Annotated in this window: 9 protein-coding genes; all 9 read left to right on the top strand. The window is 41.5% G+C overall.

The genetic code is table 11. The features are described from left to right. Positions 1-26: 26 nt before the first annotated feature. The 9 genes from DS742_RS20825 to DS742_RS20785 all read left to right on the top strand — a co-directional run bounded on the left by DS742_RS20825 (position 27) and on the right by DS742_RS20785 (position 17,893). Entirely contained in the window at positions 27-9,404 is a 9,378-nt protein-coding gene (locus DS742_RS20825; protein ID WP_117418887.1) for a non-ribosomal peptide synthetase, read from the top strand. Then, positions 9,401-10,288, top strand: a complete 888-nt coding sequence (locus tag DS742_RS20820) for a class I SAM-dependent methyltransferase (protein ID WP_117418886.1) — start codon at positions 9,401-9,403, stop codon at positions 10,286-10,288. Before DS742_RS20825 ends, DS742_RS20820 begins: the two co-directional genes overlap by 4 nt. Next, a complete protein-coding gene (locus DS742_RS20815) occupies positions 10,285-11,520 on the top strand; it encodes a U32 family peptidase (RefSeq protein ID WP_117418885.1) in 1,236 nt (411 codons plus the stop codon). The genes DS742_RS20820 and DS742_RS20815 overlap by 4 nt, the downstream gene beginning before the upstream one ends. Before the next feature lie 16 nt (positions 11,521-11,536). Beyond that, positions 11,537-12,940 (top strand): aminotransferase family protein, encoded by a 1,404-nt coding sequence (locus DS742_RS20810; protein ID WP_117418884.1) that lies wholly within the window; start codon positions 11,537-11,539, stop codon positions 12,938-12,940. Positions 12,941-12,959: 19 nt separating this feature from the next. Then, the gene (locus DS742_RS20805; RefSeq protein ID WP_117418883.1) at positions 12,960-13,658 is read left to right on the top strand and encodes a thioesterase II family protein; all 699 of its coding nucleotides are present in this window, start codon (positions 12,960-12,962) and stop codon (positions 13,656-13,658) included. A 196-nt stretch (positions 13,659-13,854) separates the two neighbouring features. Then, on the top strand, positions 13,855-14,550 hold the full coding sequence (gene vanR / locus DS742_RS20800) for a VanR-ABDEGLN family response regulator transcription factor (RefSeq protein WP_117418882.1): 696 nt from the start codon (positions 13,855-13,857) through the stop codon (positions 14,548-14,550). A gap of 14 nt (positions 14,551-14,564) precedes the next feature. Beyond that, entirely contained in the window at positions 14,565-15,623 is a 1,059-nt protein-coding gene (locus DS742_RS20795) for a sensor histidine kinase (RefSeq protein ID WP_117418881.1), read from the top strand. Positions 15,624-15,757: 134 nt separating this feature from the next. Next, a complete protein-coding gene (locus DS742_RS20790) occupies positions 15,758-16,645 on the top strand; it encodes an ABC transporter ATP-binding protein (RefSeq protein WP_117418880.1) in 888 nt (295 codons plus the stop codon). Between the two features lie 3 nt (positions 16,646-16,648). Beyond that, positions 16,649-17,893, top strand: a complete 1,245-nt coding sequence (locus DS742_RS20785; RefSeq protein ID WP_117418879.1) for an ABC transporter permease subunit — start codon at positions 16,649-16,651, stop codon at positions 17,891-17,893. Positions 17,894-18,027: the final 134 nt, after the last annotated feature.

Genomic DNA, 18,027 nt, shown 5'->3' with positions numbered 1-18,027 from the left:
ATTGAAATGAAACGGGGGAAGAAACTATGAAATCACATTTACGCGGAAAGAATATTACGATCAGAGCACCGTATCACATATTGCCTGATTACATGGAAAGAGCCAGGGAAGACGGTTTTATTGTTTTTGCGGATAGAAAGGGAACAGAATCCAGGCTGAAATTTAAGGAAATCAGAAAGAAAGCAAAACAGCTGGGTTCTGTTTTACTCAAGATGGGACTGAAAAAAGGGGATAAGCTGGTATTTCAGATCAGTGATCCCCAGTCCTTTATCATCTCTTTCTGGGCATGTCTTTATACCGGTATTATTGCAGTACCTGTTACAACTGCAGCAGAAACAAAATCCGCAAATATTAATAAAAAGCTGGAGGCTGTTCTGGAAAAACTCGACTGGCCCCGGCTGATTCTGGAAGAAGAACTGCTCTGTACTCTTTCCGAAGATGTGAAAGCACGGGTAAATATCCTGATATTTGAGAATATGAAAAAACAGGCAGAAAGCAGTAATCTCTTATTTTGTCCGGAGCAGATTACGGGAGAAGATACGGCATATATCCAGTTTTCATCAGGAAGCACTAATTCGCCAAAGGGAGTCGTATTAAAGCACCGCAATCTTATTTATAATGTGGAACAGATTGGAAGCCGGCTGAATCTGACAGAAAAAGACGTTTCAGAAAGCTGGATGCCTCTGACCCACGACATGGGGCTTGTAGGGTTCCATATAACCACTTTTTGCAAAGGCATGAATCAAATTATTTTTTCTCCGATGAATTTTATCAAAAATCCAACATACTTTTATCAAAAAGTAAAGGAATATAAGACAACAATTATGGGCATGCCCAATTTTGCCTTTGACTGGTCCGTAAAAATGGTAAAAGAAAAGTATATGAAAACGCTGGATCTTTCCAGTATCCGGGCAGTTTTAAATGGGGCAGAGCCCATTAATATCAATTCTATACAGCGGTTTAATGAGAAGTTTGCCGCCTGCGGGCTTGATCCTAATGCCATGCTGCCGGTATATGGTATGGCAGAGGCGTGCATCGGAGTAACCATTCCCCACTGCGGCGACAAACTGGTTGAAATTAAAAAAAGTCCGGCAGAAAAGAAGGGGTATGTGGCTGTGGGAGAACCCCTGGATGGAATCGATGTAAAAATAACAGATGAAAATGAAGAGATACTGGAAGATGGCCAGATCGGAGATATATTAATACATGGTCCCAACTTAACCTGTGGTTATTACGACAGTGCCCTCATCAATGAGGAAAGCTTTTCAAACGGCTATTTAAAAACCGGAGATATGGGGTTTATTAAGAATGGGAAGCTCTTTATTACAGGCAGAAAAAAAGATATGTTTTTTATTAATGGACAAAACTGCTATCTCAGTGATCTGGATATCCTTCTTTCAGAAAATGGAATCAAAGACTGCGCCGCTGTTTATGACGACGAAGAAAACGATTTAATCGTTTTTGTCAAGCATCTGGGTATGGGAGAAAAGGCTCATGAGACAGAAAGAAAAATAAAAGAGGCGGTGCAGAGGGCGTTTCATATATCTGCCCGGCATGTATTAAACGTTAACAATATTCCAAAGACCACCAGCGGTAAGGTACAACGATATCATTTGCTGAATGAATACAGAAAAACATACAGAAACAAAGAAGATTCCCCCATAAGTGAGCCCCTGGCCCGGCTGTGGGAGCAGATTCTTGATGCAAAGCCAACAGATAACAACAGCTTTTTTGATCTGGGGGGAGATTCCATTAAACTGATTGCTTTGTTAAATGAGATAGAAGAGACATACGGATTAGTAATTGAAGTGGAAGATTTCTTAAAGCAGCCATATTTTACCTGTCTGAACACTCTTGTTTCTGAGAAAAAAGAGGCGGTAAGAAATGATAAAGAAGCAAATGCTAAAAACAGGGAACTGCCGGATGCCATACCTGCCACAGAACTTCAGAAAGCTTATTTAATCGGGCGGGAGGAGGATATTTCCACAAAGGTACTTTATGAATTATCCACTCCATGGGAGATTGACCGGCTGGAGAAGGCGGTTAACTCCATGATACGGTGTCAGCCCGCACTTCGCTTACGAATATCCAGAGAGGGGGTTATGTATGCGGATAAAACATGGGACTGGTACCATATAAAAACAATGGATATTTCCCATCTGTCAGAGGGCGAAAAAGAAAAAGTGCTGGATCAGGAGTTTGAATTTCAGAAAAGCCAGGTATTTGATACGGAAAAAGAACCTCTTTTTTCCATTCAGGCCATAAAGGCAGGGGAAAGGGATATACGGCTGCTGATTCAGATGGATATGCTTATTGCCGATGGAATGAGTCTGAAACTTTTCATAGACGGAATTGCTGATTATTACGAACATGAGAATCAGGATGATCAGCCGGATCAACGGTTTTTCCTTTATTGTCTGGAGAAGCAGGAGGAAAAATATTCCAGACAATACAACAAGGACCGGATGTACTGGCTGGACAAACTGGAAGAATTTCCGCCCGCTCCGCCGTTAACTGAAAATCATATCACTCAGGACAGCTTACGGGGATTTGGACGAAAAACTGTGACGCTTGACAAATCCAGCTGGGACAAGATAAAAGAGGGACTGAAAAAATTTTCTGTAACGCCTTCTGTGCTTATTTTGTGTCTGTATGCAAAGATATTGGGCTTATACAGCAGTACCAGCCGGTTCACAGTGAATGTTCCTGTATTTAACAGAAAGAGCAGCGGCAAAATGATAGAGGCAATTGGAGATTTCACCTCTGTTTTACTGCTTGACATTGATTTATCCAGAGAGAATCTGATGGAGCTTTGTTCCAGTGTACAAAAAAACATGCTGGAAGCACTTATGCATAAATCCTTTGACGGAATTGAGTTTATGCGGGAGATTGCAAAGGTGAGGGGAAATAAAGAAGCCAGTTTTCCGGTAGTGTTTACGTCTCTTCTCTCAGATGCTTTTGAATTGAATTTAGATAAAATCGGACGTATGGTCAGAGGCTACAGCCAGACTTCCCAGGTAGATCTGGACTGCCAGGCTTATGAGGAGAAAGGATCTCTTGTAATAAACTGGGACTACAGAGAAGGGGTATTTGAGAATTACCTTCTGGAACGCATGTTTTCCCTGTTTACTTATGACTTAACAGGACTTTGTACAGACACCGGATTTCCAGCAGGACTCTCAGACAGAGGATTTTTAAAGAGGCTGCTGCCCGGGGATATGGAACGGATCTATACATACAATGCCACAGAAGAAGAAATTCCTTATGTCAGTTTAAATGAGCTATTCGTACAGGCCCATGAGAAATTCAGAAATAAGGTCATCTTATCCTGTGGAGAAAATACCATGAGTTATGAACATTTATGGGAAAAATCAGGCAGGGTTAAAAATTATCTGAGAAAGAAAGGTGTAACGTCAGGCAGTAACGTGGCAGTGATCGGAACGCGGGATCCTGATACTGTGGTCAATATACTGGGAGTAATCCGCAGCGGAGCTGCTTATATACCCATTGATGAAATACAGCCTGAGGAAAGACGAAAGCTGATTCTTGAAAAAAGCAGCTGCTCTGTAATCCTTGAACGAAATATGGATTATAACGGTTTTGAAGATGAAGGCGAACAAGAGGAAACGGTCTGTGCTCCGGATGACATTGCCTATATTATATATACATCAGGCAGTACAGGACAGCCTAAGGGAGTATACGTAAAACACGGAGCTGCTGCAAACACTATACTGGATATCAATAGAAAATTTCATGTGTCGGAACATGATGTAATCGCCTGCGTATCCTCCATTGGCTTTGATTTATCGGTTTATGATATTTTTGGTGCCCTGATTTCAGGAGCTGAACTGGCGCTGATTCCGGATGTCCATGATACGGATCAGATGATGAAGATTCTTTCTGACAGAGGAGCCACTGTATGGAATTCTGTACCGGCACTGTTTCAGCTGATGACAGATTGTCTGAAAAATGACAGGACAGAAAGTGAAGAGTATTTTGATGATTATATGGGAAACGGTGATGCCTTTTGCCGCCTGCTGTCTCTTAGGCTTGTTCTGTTAAGCGGTGACTGGATTCCCAAAAATCTCGTACAGGATGCTTATGGGTACCTGGAAAATTGCCGTATTGTAAGTCTTGGAGGAGCAACAGAAGCGTCGGTCTGGTCTATTTATTATGACATTAAGGAGGTAAAGAATCAGTGGGCTTCCATTCCTTACGGATATCCGCTGGCTAATCAGAAAATATATCTGCTGGATGAAGCCGATGATTTCACACCTGCCGGTGTAAAGGGGCAGATATGCATTGGCGGAACCGGCGTGGCAGAAGGTTATTATCAGGATCCGGAAAAAACAGCAGCGGCATTTTATGAAAAAGAGGGACTGGGAAGAATTTACCATACCGGTGATTATGGAGTATTTTCAGAAGAAGGCCACATTGTGTTTCTGGGCAGAAAGGACGGGCAGATAAAAATCAATGGGTTCCGTATTGAACTTGGAGAGATTGAAAATGCCGTCAAAGGGCTTTCCTACGTCAGCAATGCGGCTGCCCTGGTTCATGAATTTAAAAGCGGAGTGAAATCGGTCTGTGCTTACGTGTGTACTTATGAAACGGTCAGTGAAAGTAAAGTAAAAGAAGACTTAAGCAGTATTCTGCCATATTATATGATTCCGGCTGCCATTGTTTTTCTTGACAGAATTCCCCTGACCGGAAACGGAAAACTGGATAGAAAAAGCCTTCCTGAGATTAAGGAATGCAGGGAACATATGGACCGGGAGCCACAGACTAAAACTCAAAAGGAGTTGTATGAAATATGGATGAAGTATTTAAAAACAGAAAATCTATCGGTGAGCAGACCATTTATGGAGCTTGGGGGAGATTCTCTGGCCATGATCTCAGTCGTCCATGAGATAAAATCAAAATTTGGTATGGAGATTCCATTCCGGGAATTTATGACACTTGGATCTATAGAAAGTATTGCGGATTTCGTTGATCACAGGAGGCAGGAGGGGGCAGCAGACTTAAAGGAATACACTACAGTCACAGGAAAAAAAGAGGAACGATACGATAGCTTTCCTTTGACGGATATCCAAAGGTCTTATTTTGTGGGGAGAAGCAGCGGATTAAAAATGGGGGGTGTTTCCACTCATGCCTATTATGAAATCGAAAATAATTTTGATATTCCCCGTCTGACCAGAAGTTTGAATAAAGTGATCCGGGCAAATCCTATGTTAAGAGCAGTGGTGAATTCAGATGGTACTCAACAGATTTTAGAAAATCCGGGCTGGTATGAGATAAAAGAAACGGATTTAACCGCTTTGACATCAGAAGAAAAGAAGGAGGTTCTAAGGGAGGCAAGGGAAGAACATTCCCATAGAGTCTTTGACCAAAGTGTTTTTCCCTTATTTGAATTTTTTGCATTTCGCCTGGCAGAAGACCGGGTGAGGCTGCTGGCCGGCTTTGATTTGCTGATTGCCGATGGAATCAGTATGAGAATCCTGATCAGAGAGATTATGCGTGTGTATGAGGATGAAAGTATAACACTTGATGAAAATGGATTTACCTTCCGTGATTACATACTTTCTGCAGAGGAAATGAAGAAAAGCCCGTATTATAAAACGGCAGAAAATTATTGGAAAAAACAGGCGGAAAGCTTTTCTGGAGCACCGGAACTTCCACTGATCCATACTCCAAAAGAATTTGAGAAACCCGTATTTCACAGATTGATTCATAAAATATCCATCGAAAAATGGCAGGCTCTGAAAGAAAAAATAAGTGCGCATTCCATAACTGCCTCCACATTTCTCATGACAGTATATGGAAGAATTCTTGCTGTTTACAGCAACAGGAATTCCGTTACCTTAAATGTTACGGTATTTACAAGGTTTCCATTTGACCAGGCCGTAAAAAACATGGTAGGAGATTTTACCTCTGTCATGCTTTTGGATATAAACGGGGAGTCTGCGGCGCTGTGGGAAGAGTGCCTGAACGTGCAGAGGAAAATCAGCGAAAATTTAGAGCACATGGAATATGACGGAGTAAGTGTGATCAAAGAGGTTTCCAAAAAGCAGAAACGGGTGGGGGAACTTTTATTTCCTTATGTTTTTACAGGGATGATTTTTGAAAATGAGGACGGGATCAGTCTGGAAAACATGGGAGAGCTGGTCTACAGCGTCAGCCAGACATCTCAGGTTTATCTGGATTGCCAGGTGATGACAGGCAGCGAAGGGCTTAGTATTACCTGGGACTATGTACAGCAGTTGTTTGATCCGGTTATGATGGAGCGTATGTTTGAACGTTATACCTGCATGATTGAAGCAGCCGGTGAGGGCAGCCTCATTTCAGAGAGGGATTTGGCGCTTGTGGATCAATACAATCAGACGGATTGTGATCTGGAATCTGTGACGCTGCTGGATGCATTTGAAAAACAGGTCCTTTTAAGGGGAAGCCAGACAGCTCTGATTACCAGGGAAGGCGCCTATACGTATCAGATGATAAACGGCCTGGCTGAAAAAATGGCAGCAGGATTAAAAAAGAGAGGACTGAAAAGCGGCGATAAGGCAGCCGTTTACGAATACAGGAATGCCCGGACTATAGCCGCAATTCTTGCAGTTTTAAAATGCAGGGGAGTGTATGTTCCCATAAGTCCGCTGATTCCGGAGGACCGGAAAGAATATATCCGGGAGAACAGCGGTTATAAGCTGGAGGTTACGGCTGATCTGGCTGAGGAGCTTATGAAGGAAACAGAAGGTTTACTAAAAGAAACCGGGAAAGAAGAGGATGACACTGCTTATATCATCTACACTTCAGGCAGTACAGGAGTTCCAAAGGGGGTTGTGATCACACACAGAGAGGCCATGAATACCATTCTTGATGTAAACAGAAGGTTTAAAATTACAGAGAATGACAGAATTCTTGGAGTATCCTCCTTTACCTTTGATTTATCCGTATATGACATTTTCGGAACCTTTGCAGCAGGCGGAACCCTGATTCTTGCAGAGGACAGTAAAAATGCGGAGGAACTAAACCGGCTTGTCAGTGATGAGGCAGTCACTGTTTGGAATTCTGTACCTGCACTTTTTGAACTTCTTCTGTCTGCCAGGGAAAATGACGAAGAAAACTACTTTGATGAGATCAGTCAGGAGCTGGAGGTGAAGTTTGAACAGACACAGTCCCTTAGGGTTGTTATGCTTAGCGGAGATTATATACCTGTGGATTTACCGGACCGAATCAGAAACAGGTATGAAAATGCCAGAGTGATCAGCCTTGGCGGCGCTACAGAAGGTTCCATCTGGTCCGTTTACTATCCGGTCAATGAGGTGGGTCAGACATGGACGACCATACCATACGGGTATCCGCTGGGGAACCAGAAGCTGTATATCCTGGATGACCACCAGAATATCTGTCCTGTCGGTGTTCCCGGAGAAATTGCCATAGGCGGAGCGGGCGTAGCAGAAGGGTATTGCAATGATCCGGAAAAAACCTCACAATCATTTCTTAGACTTGAATCTCTCGGAAGAATATACAGAACCGGGGATATGGGTGTGTTGACTGAAGCAGGATACATCGGTTTTCTGGGAAGAAGAGATAATCAGGTAAAAATAAATGGATACCGGGTGGAATTAGGGGAAATCGAATCGGCCCTGCTCCGTTTTGAGGGCGTGAAAAGTGCGGTGAGTACAGTCAGTGCAGAGAATCGAAACCGGCTGATTGCATGCTTCACTTCAGATGAAAAGCTCTCCGTTGACCGGATCCGGGAATTTCTTGCTGAAAAGCTACCTCATTATATGATGCCTGCTCTGATCAGACAGATTGAAACGATTCCTCTTACTGCAAATGGAAAAACAGACAGAAAGCAGCTGAGCCATCTGGACAAGCTGTCTGATGAGCGAAAGGTTCTGGCTCCGGAAACAGATAATCAAAAAATTCTGTATCAGTACTTCAAAGACGTTCTGGGGCTTAATCAGTTCAGTATAAGAGATAATTTTTTTGAGCTGGGAGGCGACTCCATCAAAGGCATTACTCTTTATAATAAAATCAATGAAGTATTTGAGGCAGATATGAATCTGATTTTTCAGTATCAGACAGTGGAAGCCCTGGCAGCCAGACTAAAGAAGAGAAAGAATGACTATAAGGAAGAACGGCTGAAGCAGTTTAAACAGCAGTATTATGCTGCCATAGATACTCTGGAAGCACAGAAGAGACTGGATGATGATTATAATGCTTATCTTGACAATGCTGAAAAAAAATTCAAATCCTTTTCGGCCAGTGGCTTTAAAGATTATAAAACAGCACTACTCACAGGGGCAACCGGATATTTAGGAGCCAATTTAATGGAAGCCCTGCTTACCATGACAGATATGATTATATTTGCGCTGGTGAGAGGTGATGACTATATAAACCGCCTGAAAGAGAATCTGGAATTTTATTTTGGAGAGGAATTCTATTCCCGGTACAGCAACCGGATTGTGGCATTTCAGGGAGATTTATCCCAGGATATGCTGGGACAGAAAAAGGACGTATACGAAAGCTTAGCAAAAACTGTAGATACAGTATTTCATTGTGCCGGTAAAGTGGAGCATTTCGGAAAGTATGAAGATTTTTACAGAAGCAATGTTAAAAGTGTGGAAAATCTTTTAAAATTCAGCATGGTAGGAAAACAAAAAGAGCTTTGCCATATGTCCACTACAAGAGTGATGGAATCCATTGACAGCAATGATATGGAAGTTTTGTTCCATGAGGATTTTGAGGCAATGAACGGTAACGCGGAAGAATTATATGTGCGGTCGAAAAAAGAGGCGGAAGACTTGATCCGGGAATACAGGAAAATGGGAGCCATGGTTAAGGTATTCCGTATAGGTACGATTGTATTTGATTCCAGAAACGGGAAATTTCAGAGAGATATAGATTTTAACTCATTTTATCTGATTATGCAGGCATTTTTTGAACTGGGGGCCATGCCAGATGTGGATGCCACACTTTTGGATTTTACATTTGTGGACGAGTGCAGCAAAGCGATTGTGAAACTGGCTATGGAAAAAGAAGTGAAGGACGGAATTTATCATGTCTATAATGAGAATAAGCTTGGCATGTATGAATTCTATGATAAGTTAAAACGGGCAGGAATGAAGGAAAATCTGGAGATTATGGAGTTTAGCGAATTTTTTGATTTTGTATACGACAGCTATAAAAATGAGTCCATGGAGGACTGCATTAATACACTTCTGCTTCATTCCAGCGCATATATGTCTCTGGAAGGTGCAGTCCGTGTCATTGTTAATGACTATACCAGAAGCATTTTGGAGTGTATGGGATTTAAGTGGTCCAGGGTAAGTGAGGATCATATCAGAAGTATGCTGGAATACGGAAAGAAAATCGGATTTTTTAAAAAGGAAGTGATCGTATGAGACTGAAAAATTTTATAGACCACATGAATGCGGTTCATAGCAGCGCTAAGGAATATTACCAGGATATGAACTACGATATTGTGCCGGGGTTAAACGGTACGAATCATGCGCGCTGGATGAATGTAGGGTATTGGAAACATGCAGCCTATTATAATCAGGCGTGTGAAAAGCTGGCCCTGCTGCTTAGCAGAGCCGGAAAATTTAATGAGTCGGATTCCATACTGGATGTGGGCTGCGGAAGCGGAGAGCAGGACTTTTTCTGGAGCAGAAAATATCCGGGGATATCCATCACAGCCATGGATTTATTGGAAAAGCACATTGATGAAGCCATTGTAAGGCAAAAAAATGAGGAAGGTACATCCATTCGCTTTATGGCAGGAACAGCCAGTAAGCTTCCCTTTGACAACGAGTCCTTTCATAAGGTTTCTGCACTGGACTGCGCCTATCATTTTGACACCAGAGAAGATTTTTTCAGGGAGGCCTACCGCGTGCTTAAATGGGGAGGAGTATTAACAGCCACGGATATGCTTCCTGCAAAGCAGGCTAAGAAAAAGTTCTTCTGGCAGAAGAAGTGGCGGGAAGGGCTGTTTATCCCGGAAGAAAATATGTATGATATTGACTGCTATGTAAAGAAATTAAAGGCAGCTGGTTTTACCCGGATTAAAGTAAAGCACATTGGGCATGAGGTATTTACAGGGCTTGCATGGTATTTTCTTTCCCGATTTTTAACCCCCCAAAAGCCTATTGAGCAAATAAAAATACGGATTGGAAGAAGAAGCTTTTGCAGCAGTTTTTATCCTGAAATATGGGGTGTTTTATTTGGAACTCCTGATTATGTTCTGATTACTGCTGCTAAACGTGAGAAAGAGGAGGGAATGGTTTGATTTATTCAGTTGGTACTAATTTTGATTTGGAGCTTTTGGATGTCATCAAAAAATATGATACTAAGAATGAAATTAAGTCTGTATTCGGAAAATTAAAAATTGATGGTTTTGGGGGAGGACGATCTTCCATGGTCCTTCCTGATGTAAGCTGGAAGGAGTTAGAGCAGTATATTGCCCGGTGTCATAAGCAGGATATTAAGTTTAATTATCTGATAAATCCAATGTGTTATGGCAGTCATGAACTGGAACGGGACTATAATAAGAAGCTGGATAAATATTTAGACAGACTCTCCAGGATCGGCGTTGATATTATTACAACGAATTCCCCCTATATGCTAGAAAGCATTAAAAAACGTTTTCCCCATCTGAAAGTAACCGTTGGTCTTTATGCACTGGTGGATACGCTTCAGAAAGTGAAATACTGGCAGGATCTTGGGGCAGATGAAATCACATTAAATGACAATTTTATGAGAAATTTCAATAAACTTGAGAATCTATTGCTGGTTACAAAGGGGACAGGCTTAAAACTTCGGCTGATCGCCAATAACATATGCCTTCATGACTGTCCTTACAGCGTCAGCCATGGAAACTCCCAGTCACATGCCAGTGAGAAAGGCAGTTCATCTGCAGGTTTTTGTGTAGATTACTGTATGCTCAAATGCACAATGACCCGTTTGGGAGATCCCTCCCAGTTCATCAAATCCGCATGGATCAGACCGGAGGATATTGTTCATTACGAGGCGCTGATGGAAAAAACAGGAAATCCTGATTTTTCCATCAAACTTCTTGACAGAACGAGAACCACGGAGTTCTTAGAACAGGTGATTAAAGCTTATACGCAGCGTAGCTATGAGGGGAATTTCCTTGATATAGTGAATCTTCCATCAACGAAAGCAATTAAAAATATTGATATGAAAGGGGTAATACCAAAAGCACCCCAGTTCAACATTCAGGGTCTCATGCAGTATAAGGATATTTTCAATATTCCGGATGTGTATATGGACAATAAAGCAATGGATGGGTTTTTGATGAAATTTGTGAATGGTGAGTTCTCATGTGGGGATCACGTATGCAGGGAAGTTGTGACAGACAGCAGAGTAGAGTGCAGCTATTGCTTTCAATGGGCGAAAAAGGCCATCCGCAGTTCCAGTGAGGATATCAGGGCATGGAAAGGAAAAGCGGATTCCATTCTTGAACAGTTGAATACAGGAGAATTTTACAAATTATTTTAGAATCGGGAGGAGAAACATGGAAAGAACATATCATTTATGGAACCCATTTACGGATCTGGAGGAATTTCTGCCTTATAAGGATGTGGGGCCTATGACCATTGTCAGAGGAGAAGGGCCATTTGTTTATAACGAAGCCGGGAAAAAATTCATCAACGCCAGCGGCTCATTGTGGAATGTGGCAGTTGGGCATGGGAGAGAGGAACTGGCAGATATAGCATTTGACCAGATGAAAAAACTCTGTTATTCTTCCTGTTTCCGCCAGACACATCCAAAGGCATGTGAGCTTGCAGATTGCTTATGTGCCCTCACTGGAAATTATTACGATAAGGCTTATTTAGGAAGCAACGGTTCAGAAGCTGTTGAAACGGCACTTAAAATGACAAGGCAGTATTTCCGCCAAAGTAAGGAAGAAGACAAACGGGGAAAATATAAAATTCTGTCCTTTAAAGGCTGTTATCACGGAGTAAGCTATGGAGCCATAGGCCTGTCTGGAGATGAGACCAATGAAAGGCTTTATGCACCGCTGCCGGGGGGACTGCTTAAGGTGGAACCGCCCTATTCCTACCACCGGGCATATGGGACGTTGGATCAGACGGAATGCGAATTTAAATGTCTGGAAGAAATCCAAAGAGTGATCGAGAGAGAAGGTCCTGATACCATGGCGGCCTTTATAGCAGAGCCTGTTATGGGAGAGAGGGGAATTGTAACAATCAGTGACAGCTTTTTCGATTCTCTTATGGAACTGTTAAACAGGTATGATATGCTTATGATTGCCGATGAAGTGACGACAGGTTTTGGCAGAACAGGAGATCTTTTCGCCACGGACAGGTGGAAAAAACGGCCGGATATCCTCTGTCTGGGAAAGGGGATCAGCAGCGGTTATCTTCCGGTATCCGCTGTATTGGCTACCAATAAAGTTTATGAGAATTTTAAAGGTGAGAATAACTATTTTCAGCACGGAAGCACTTCCAGCGGAAATCCTGTGTGCAGTGCAGTGGCTCTGGGTAATATTGATATTATTCTTCGCGAAAATCTGGTGGAAAATTCCAGGGAAACAGGGGCGTATTTAATAAAAAAGATAAAGAGTCTGATGGAAGAAAGACCAGTGTTAGGTGATGTCAGGGGACGTGGTCTGATGATTGGTCTGGAACTTGTAGAGGACCGGATTACCAGAAAACCTCTGGGTGAGTCTGAGATGTTTGAGATTGTTGCGGACTGCGCCTCTCTGGGAGTGATCGTTTATTATAACAGAAATGTGATTGCGCTGTTCCCGCCTCTTATTATTACGAAAGATATTGCGGATCATATTTATTCAACTCTCAGGACGGCACTGGATACCAGTAAAAAAGAGGAGATTCTGAAAAAGAAGAGATTATTAAAAGAGCTTGTTTCCTCTAAAATGAGAACGGCCAATTCATAAGTGAAAGGGGAAGAGGCAATTGAATTTATTTTGCATACCCTGTGCAGGCGGCAGTGCAGTTATGTTTAAAAAAATACAGAATCTGCTGCCTTTCAAGGTAAAGGTACAGCCTCTGGAACTGGCTGGAAGAGGAAGCCGTTTTTTAGAAAGACCTTATGCAGATGTTAAAATGGCAGTGGATGACCTGTATCAGACAATCAATGGAAGAATTGACAGGGAGGACTACTGTTTCATGGGTTTTAGTATGGGAGGGATTCTTACTTTTGAATTGTGCAGGAAAATTCTTGAAAACGGGAGGAAGCCTCCTTTGGGCGTTTTCTTTCTGGGGGCGGAACCTCCCCATATAAAGTCCAAAACTGCATATCATAAGCTTAACGACAGAGAATTCAGGCAGGAGATGATCGCTATGGGTGGAATACCAGAGGAAGTGTTGCTGCGTGATGAGTTGTTTGATCTATACCTGCCTGCATTAAGAGCAGATTTTCAGATTTGTGAGTCCTATTGTTTCACCAAACAGCCATATAAATTTGATTTCAGTTTCTACCTGATCAACGGACTGGATGATACGATCACACCTTCTGTACTCAATGAATGGAAATTGTATTGCAAAAAATGTCAAATGGATTTTGTCCCAGGCGGTCATTTTTTTATAAATACAAATACCTCAGAAACCTGCCGGTCAATTAACAGAAGTTTGATGGAAATGGGCATTGGATAAGACCGTTGTTAAATTAATATGAAACTTAGTGAGGGGCAGAGCCGTTTATGGAGATTTGCCCCTTTTTTATTTTTAGATATAATCTTATGAAAATCTTAGTAATTTCTAATACAAAAAATCATAAATAAAGCAGCAGTCTTTGATACAATAAAAATAGCATAATATACCTTAAATTATAAAAAAGGAGGAAACCAGTTTGAATGATAAAATTCTTGTAGTAGATGATGAGCGGGATATTGCTGATCTGATAGAAGTCTATTTAAAAAATGAGAATTATACCGTATTCAAATATTATTCAGCCAGGGACGCACTTAACTGTATAGAAAGTACAAAGCCTGACCTTGCTATTTTAGATATTATGATGCCTGATGTAAACGGATTTGATCTTTGCCGTAAAATCCGCGAACGAGATACCTTCCCGATTATTATGCTGACCGCAAAAGATGAGGAAACCGATAAAATAACGGGTCTGACTTTAGGCGCTGACGATTATGTAACAAAACCATTTCGTCCTCTTGAATTAATTGCCAGAGTAAAGGCACAGCTTCGCAGGTACAAAAAATACAATGGAGCAAAGGAAAAATCGGAATCCAGCCCGGTTTTATGTTATTCGGGTTTTGAAATAAACACGAAAACTCACGAATGCCTCCTCAATGGAAATCCTGTTTTGCTTACTCCCACGGAATTTTCCATACTTCATATTCTGCTTGAAAATAAGGGGACGGTAGTAAGCGCTGAGAAGCTGTTTCGTGATATATGGCAGGATGAGTATTATAGCAAAAGTAATAATACTATTACGGTTCATATCCGGCATTTGCGTGAAAAACTAGGTGATACGGGAGAAGAACCCCAATATATCAAAACCATATGGGGAGTGGGATATAAGATATAAAAACGGAGGTGGCAATGATAAATAAAAGCATGGAAAAGAAACTGCGTGTGAAGCTCTGCATTACTTTAATTATCTATACTTTTATGGGATATATAGTTGCGGTCCTGCTTGATTACGGATTAAGCAACTGTTTAAATCCTTTTTTGAAGTGGATGCATCTGAGAATCGAACTGATTTATTTCCTGTATCTGGTTGCAGGTTTTTGCGGTCTTTTTAATCACTACTGGAAAAAACCATGGGGTTATTTAGAAGAGGTTGTCAATGCAGCTAAAACTGTGTATCAGCCAGACGACAGCACTATTGAATTATCCGAACCTCTAAAAGATGTGGAAAAACAGATGAACCAGATTAAAATGGCAGTTCTGCTCAGTCAGCAGGCTGTAAAAGAAGCTGAAAACAAAAAGAACGAACTGGTAATGTATCTGGCCCATGATATCCGCACGCCGCTCACCTCCGTAATTGGATATTTGAGCCTGCTGGATGAAGCACCCGATATGCCGGAAGAACAAAAAGCAAAATATGTTGAGATTGCTTTGAAAAAGGCTCTGCGCCTGGAGAAACTCATTAACGAATTTTTTGAAATTTCACGGTATCATACACAGCAAATCAAACTCACGAAAGAGAATGTTGATTTATATTATATGCTTGTCCAGCTTATTGATGAATTTTATCCGGTTTTATCTGCCAGGGGTAATTTTGCTGTACTTCATGCAGATGAAACACTTACGGTTTATGCTGATCCTGAAAAACTGGCCCGTGTATTTAATAATATTCTCAAAAATGCCGCAGCATACAGCTACCCAGATACCGAAATTTCAATATCCGCGAAAAAGCAGCAGGACACAGTTAGTATTATATTTGAAAATCACGGGCACACGATTCCAGAGGATCAGTTATGTGGAATATTTGAAAAATTTAACCGCCTGGATGATGCACGTAAATCGGATACTGGCGGAGCAGGACTGGGATTATCCATTGCGGCTGAAATTGTTCGTCTGCACGGTGGAAAGATATCTGTGTGCAGTGAAAAGGATACAGTTACCTTTACTGTTTCTCTTCCGGTCCGGTTTTAGGAAAAAAACAATCAGATATTAGGATTTTCTTAGGAAATTATCCGGTTCCTGTTAAAGTTTAAAACGTCTCTTTTCTGTACAATAAAACAGAACAGGGACGTTTTAAGTTGTAAATAAGAAAAAGGAGAAACTACATGGAACTGACAATAACAAACCTTAGCAAACAGTTTAAGGATAAAACTGCAGTTGATGATGTCTCCCTGAGCCTTACGCCAGGTATATGGGGTCTGCTTGGGGCCAACGGAGCAGGCAAGACTACATTGATGCGAATGATTGCAGGTATCCTTAAGCCAACCAGAGGGAATATCTTTTATGACGGCAAAGATATTCTTACAATGGGAGAAGAATACAGAAATTTATTCGGCTTTTTACCCCAGGATTTTGGATTCTTTCAGGATTTTACAGTGAAGGATTATCTGGAGTATGTAGCAGCGCTGAAGGATGTCCCGGCAAAAGAGACTGGAAATAAGATTGACAGCCTTCTTCATACCCTGACTCTCACCGATGTAAAGAACAAAAAGATAATAAAATTATCCGGTGGTATGAAACGCCGGGTGGGAATCGCACAGGCAATGCTCAATGATCCTGAAATTCTGATTATGGATGAACCCACAGCCGGTCTTGATCCGGGAGAAAGGGTTCGTTTCCGAAACCTTATTTCTGAATTCTCCCATGGACGCATTGTACTGATCTCAACCCATATTGTTTCCGATATTGAGTATATAGCTACGCAGAATGCGATTATGAAGGCCGGAAAAATTCTTAATGCAGGTACAACAGACCAATTAGTAAAACAGGCAGATGGAAAAGTCTGGACCTGCGTTGTGCCTGCAGAAAAGATGACTATGTATGAAATGCAGCTTCGCATTATTAACCAGCGCAGCGAAGGCAGCAACCGGGTGGCGGTTCGCTATTTGTCAGATGAGGCAAAAACCAGTGATTCCGTGATGGTAACGCCCCGTTTGGAGGATTTATATTTATGGTTGTTTCCGCAAGAGGAAATCAGTGAAAGGGGGAGATAATCGATGCGTATTTTTTGTTTGGAAATAAAACGGGTGCTTAAATCACGCCGTGTCTTAATTTTATTGGTCATTGCCCTGGTTATGTCTGTAGTTATGGCCTGGCTTCCGGTTATGTATGAGGATATCAATCAATATGGGGAGAATGGAAACAAAGTAGCGGAACTGAATGGACTGAGTGCCATTGCCTATAAAAAATCCCTTCGTTCCGTCAATAATGGAGAAGTGATTCCGGAAAAGCTTAAAGGGGCTTTGTCGGCCTATCAGAGCGCTGTTTCGCCTTATGGAGAAAACAGCCTTTACAGCGGAGAATTTCCGATGCCTGTTTATATGGAAAAAGTATTTGCACAGGAAGCGCTTCTGGGTAGACTGCCGGAAGCATATTCAGATCCGAAAACGGGTCAGGCTGAGAGCTTAATGGAGATTTCTCCGGATCGAACAGAGAGTTTTTATGAACAAACAGTTCAGCACTTAAAAGATATAATGCAGATGGAACAAAAAGGTCACCCGGCAGCACAGGAGCATGCGTTGAAAAAATATGCAGAAGTAAAAACACCATTTCAACTTTATGCAGGATATACCAGGGATGCGTTTGATTACATCGTTTTGTATATTTTTCTTCTTGTTATACTATGTACAGCGGCCGCTACGCCTACATTTTCCAATGAGTATCAAACTGGCTCAGACAGCATTTTACGATGTACTAAGAATGGGCGTTCTAAACTGGCAATGGTAAAAGTATTGGCTGCACTGACTGTTTTTTCAATTACATTTATTATTTGTATTTCACTTCATCTGTTAATCTCAGATCTGGCATTCGGACCGGAGTGTATGAAAACATCCATGCAGATGCTGTTTTCTGTTATTAGTCTGCCAGCCCTGAATTTAGGTCAGCTTCAAATGGTTCTGGCCATTGGAGGGCTTGGATCCCTGCTGGCAACTATCAGTTTTACATTATTTTTATCAGCCAAATTTAAAGATTCCATTTCGGTTATTTTAATCGCGGTTGTCGTGTGTCTGCTTCCGATTTTTATGTATTCTGCCGGAACTGACTGGCTTAGTTTTATTTTACCGACTGGAGGAATCGGAATGCAGAACAGCTTCCTTTATCAGCTGACAGATTTTAATTATCTGCATATAGGATCAATCAGCATTTGGTCACCTTATGTAATCATAGCAGCAACAATAATAGAAATACCAGTATTTCTTTTTCTGGCTGTACGGACTTATTGCAGTCATCAGGTTGATTAGGAAAGTTACAGCTGATAGAAATAGTGGTGTCTAAGATCTATTATATTCTAAATTTAAGAATAACAATCTGATAGTATAGTACATAAAAAATGACTGTACTTACTATCAGGTTGTTTTTTTGTAAAAAGTTTAAA

The sequence above is a fragment of the Lacrimispora amygdalina genome (assembly GCF_003432035.1).
In the GTDB taxonomy this organism is placed as follows: Bacteria; Bacillota; Clostridia; order Lachnospirales; family Lachnospiraceae; genus Lacrimispora; species Lacrimispora amygdalina.
This window is presented reverse-complemented; position numbering and strand designations above follow the sequence as displayed.

Excerpts from the sequence above, each read along its gene's own strand:
- DS742_RS20825 (WP_117418887.1), top strand. The coding sequence starts at position 27 with ATGAAATCACATTTACGCGGAAAGAATATTACGATCAGAGCACCGTAT.
- DS742_RS20820 (WP_117418886.1), top strand. The coding sequence starts at position 9,401 with ATGAGACTGAAAAATTTTATAGACCACATGAATGCGGTTCATAGCAGC.
- DS742_RS20810 (WP_117418884.1), top strand. The coding sequence starts at position 11,537 with ATGGAAAGAACATATCATTTATGGAACCCATTTACGGATCTGGAGGAA.
- DS742_RS20795 (WP_117418881.1), top strand. The coding sequence starts at position 14,565 with ATGATAAATAAAAGCATGGAAAAGAAACTGCGTGTGAAGCTCTGCATT.
- DS742_RS20790 (WP_117418880.1), top strand. The coding sequence starts at position 15,758 with ATGGAACTGACAATAACAAACCTTAGCAAACAGTTTAAGGATAAAACT.
- DS742_RS20785 (WP_117418879.1), top strand. The coding sequence starts at position 16,649 with ATGCGTATTTTTTGTTTGGAAATAAAACGGGTGCTTAAATCACGCCGT.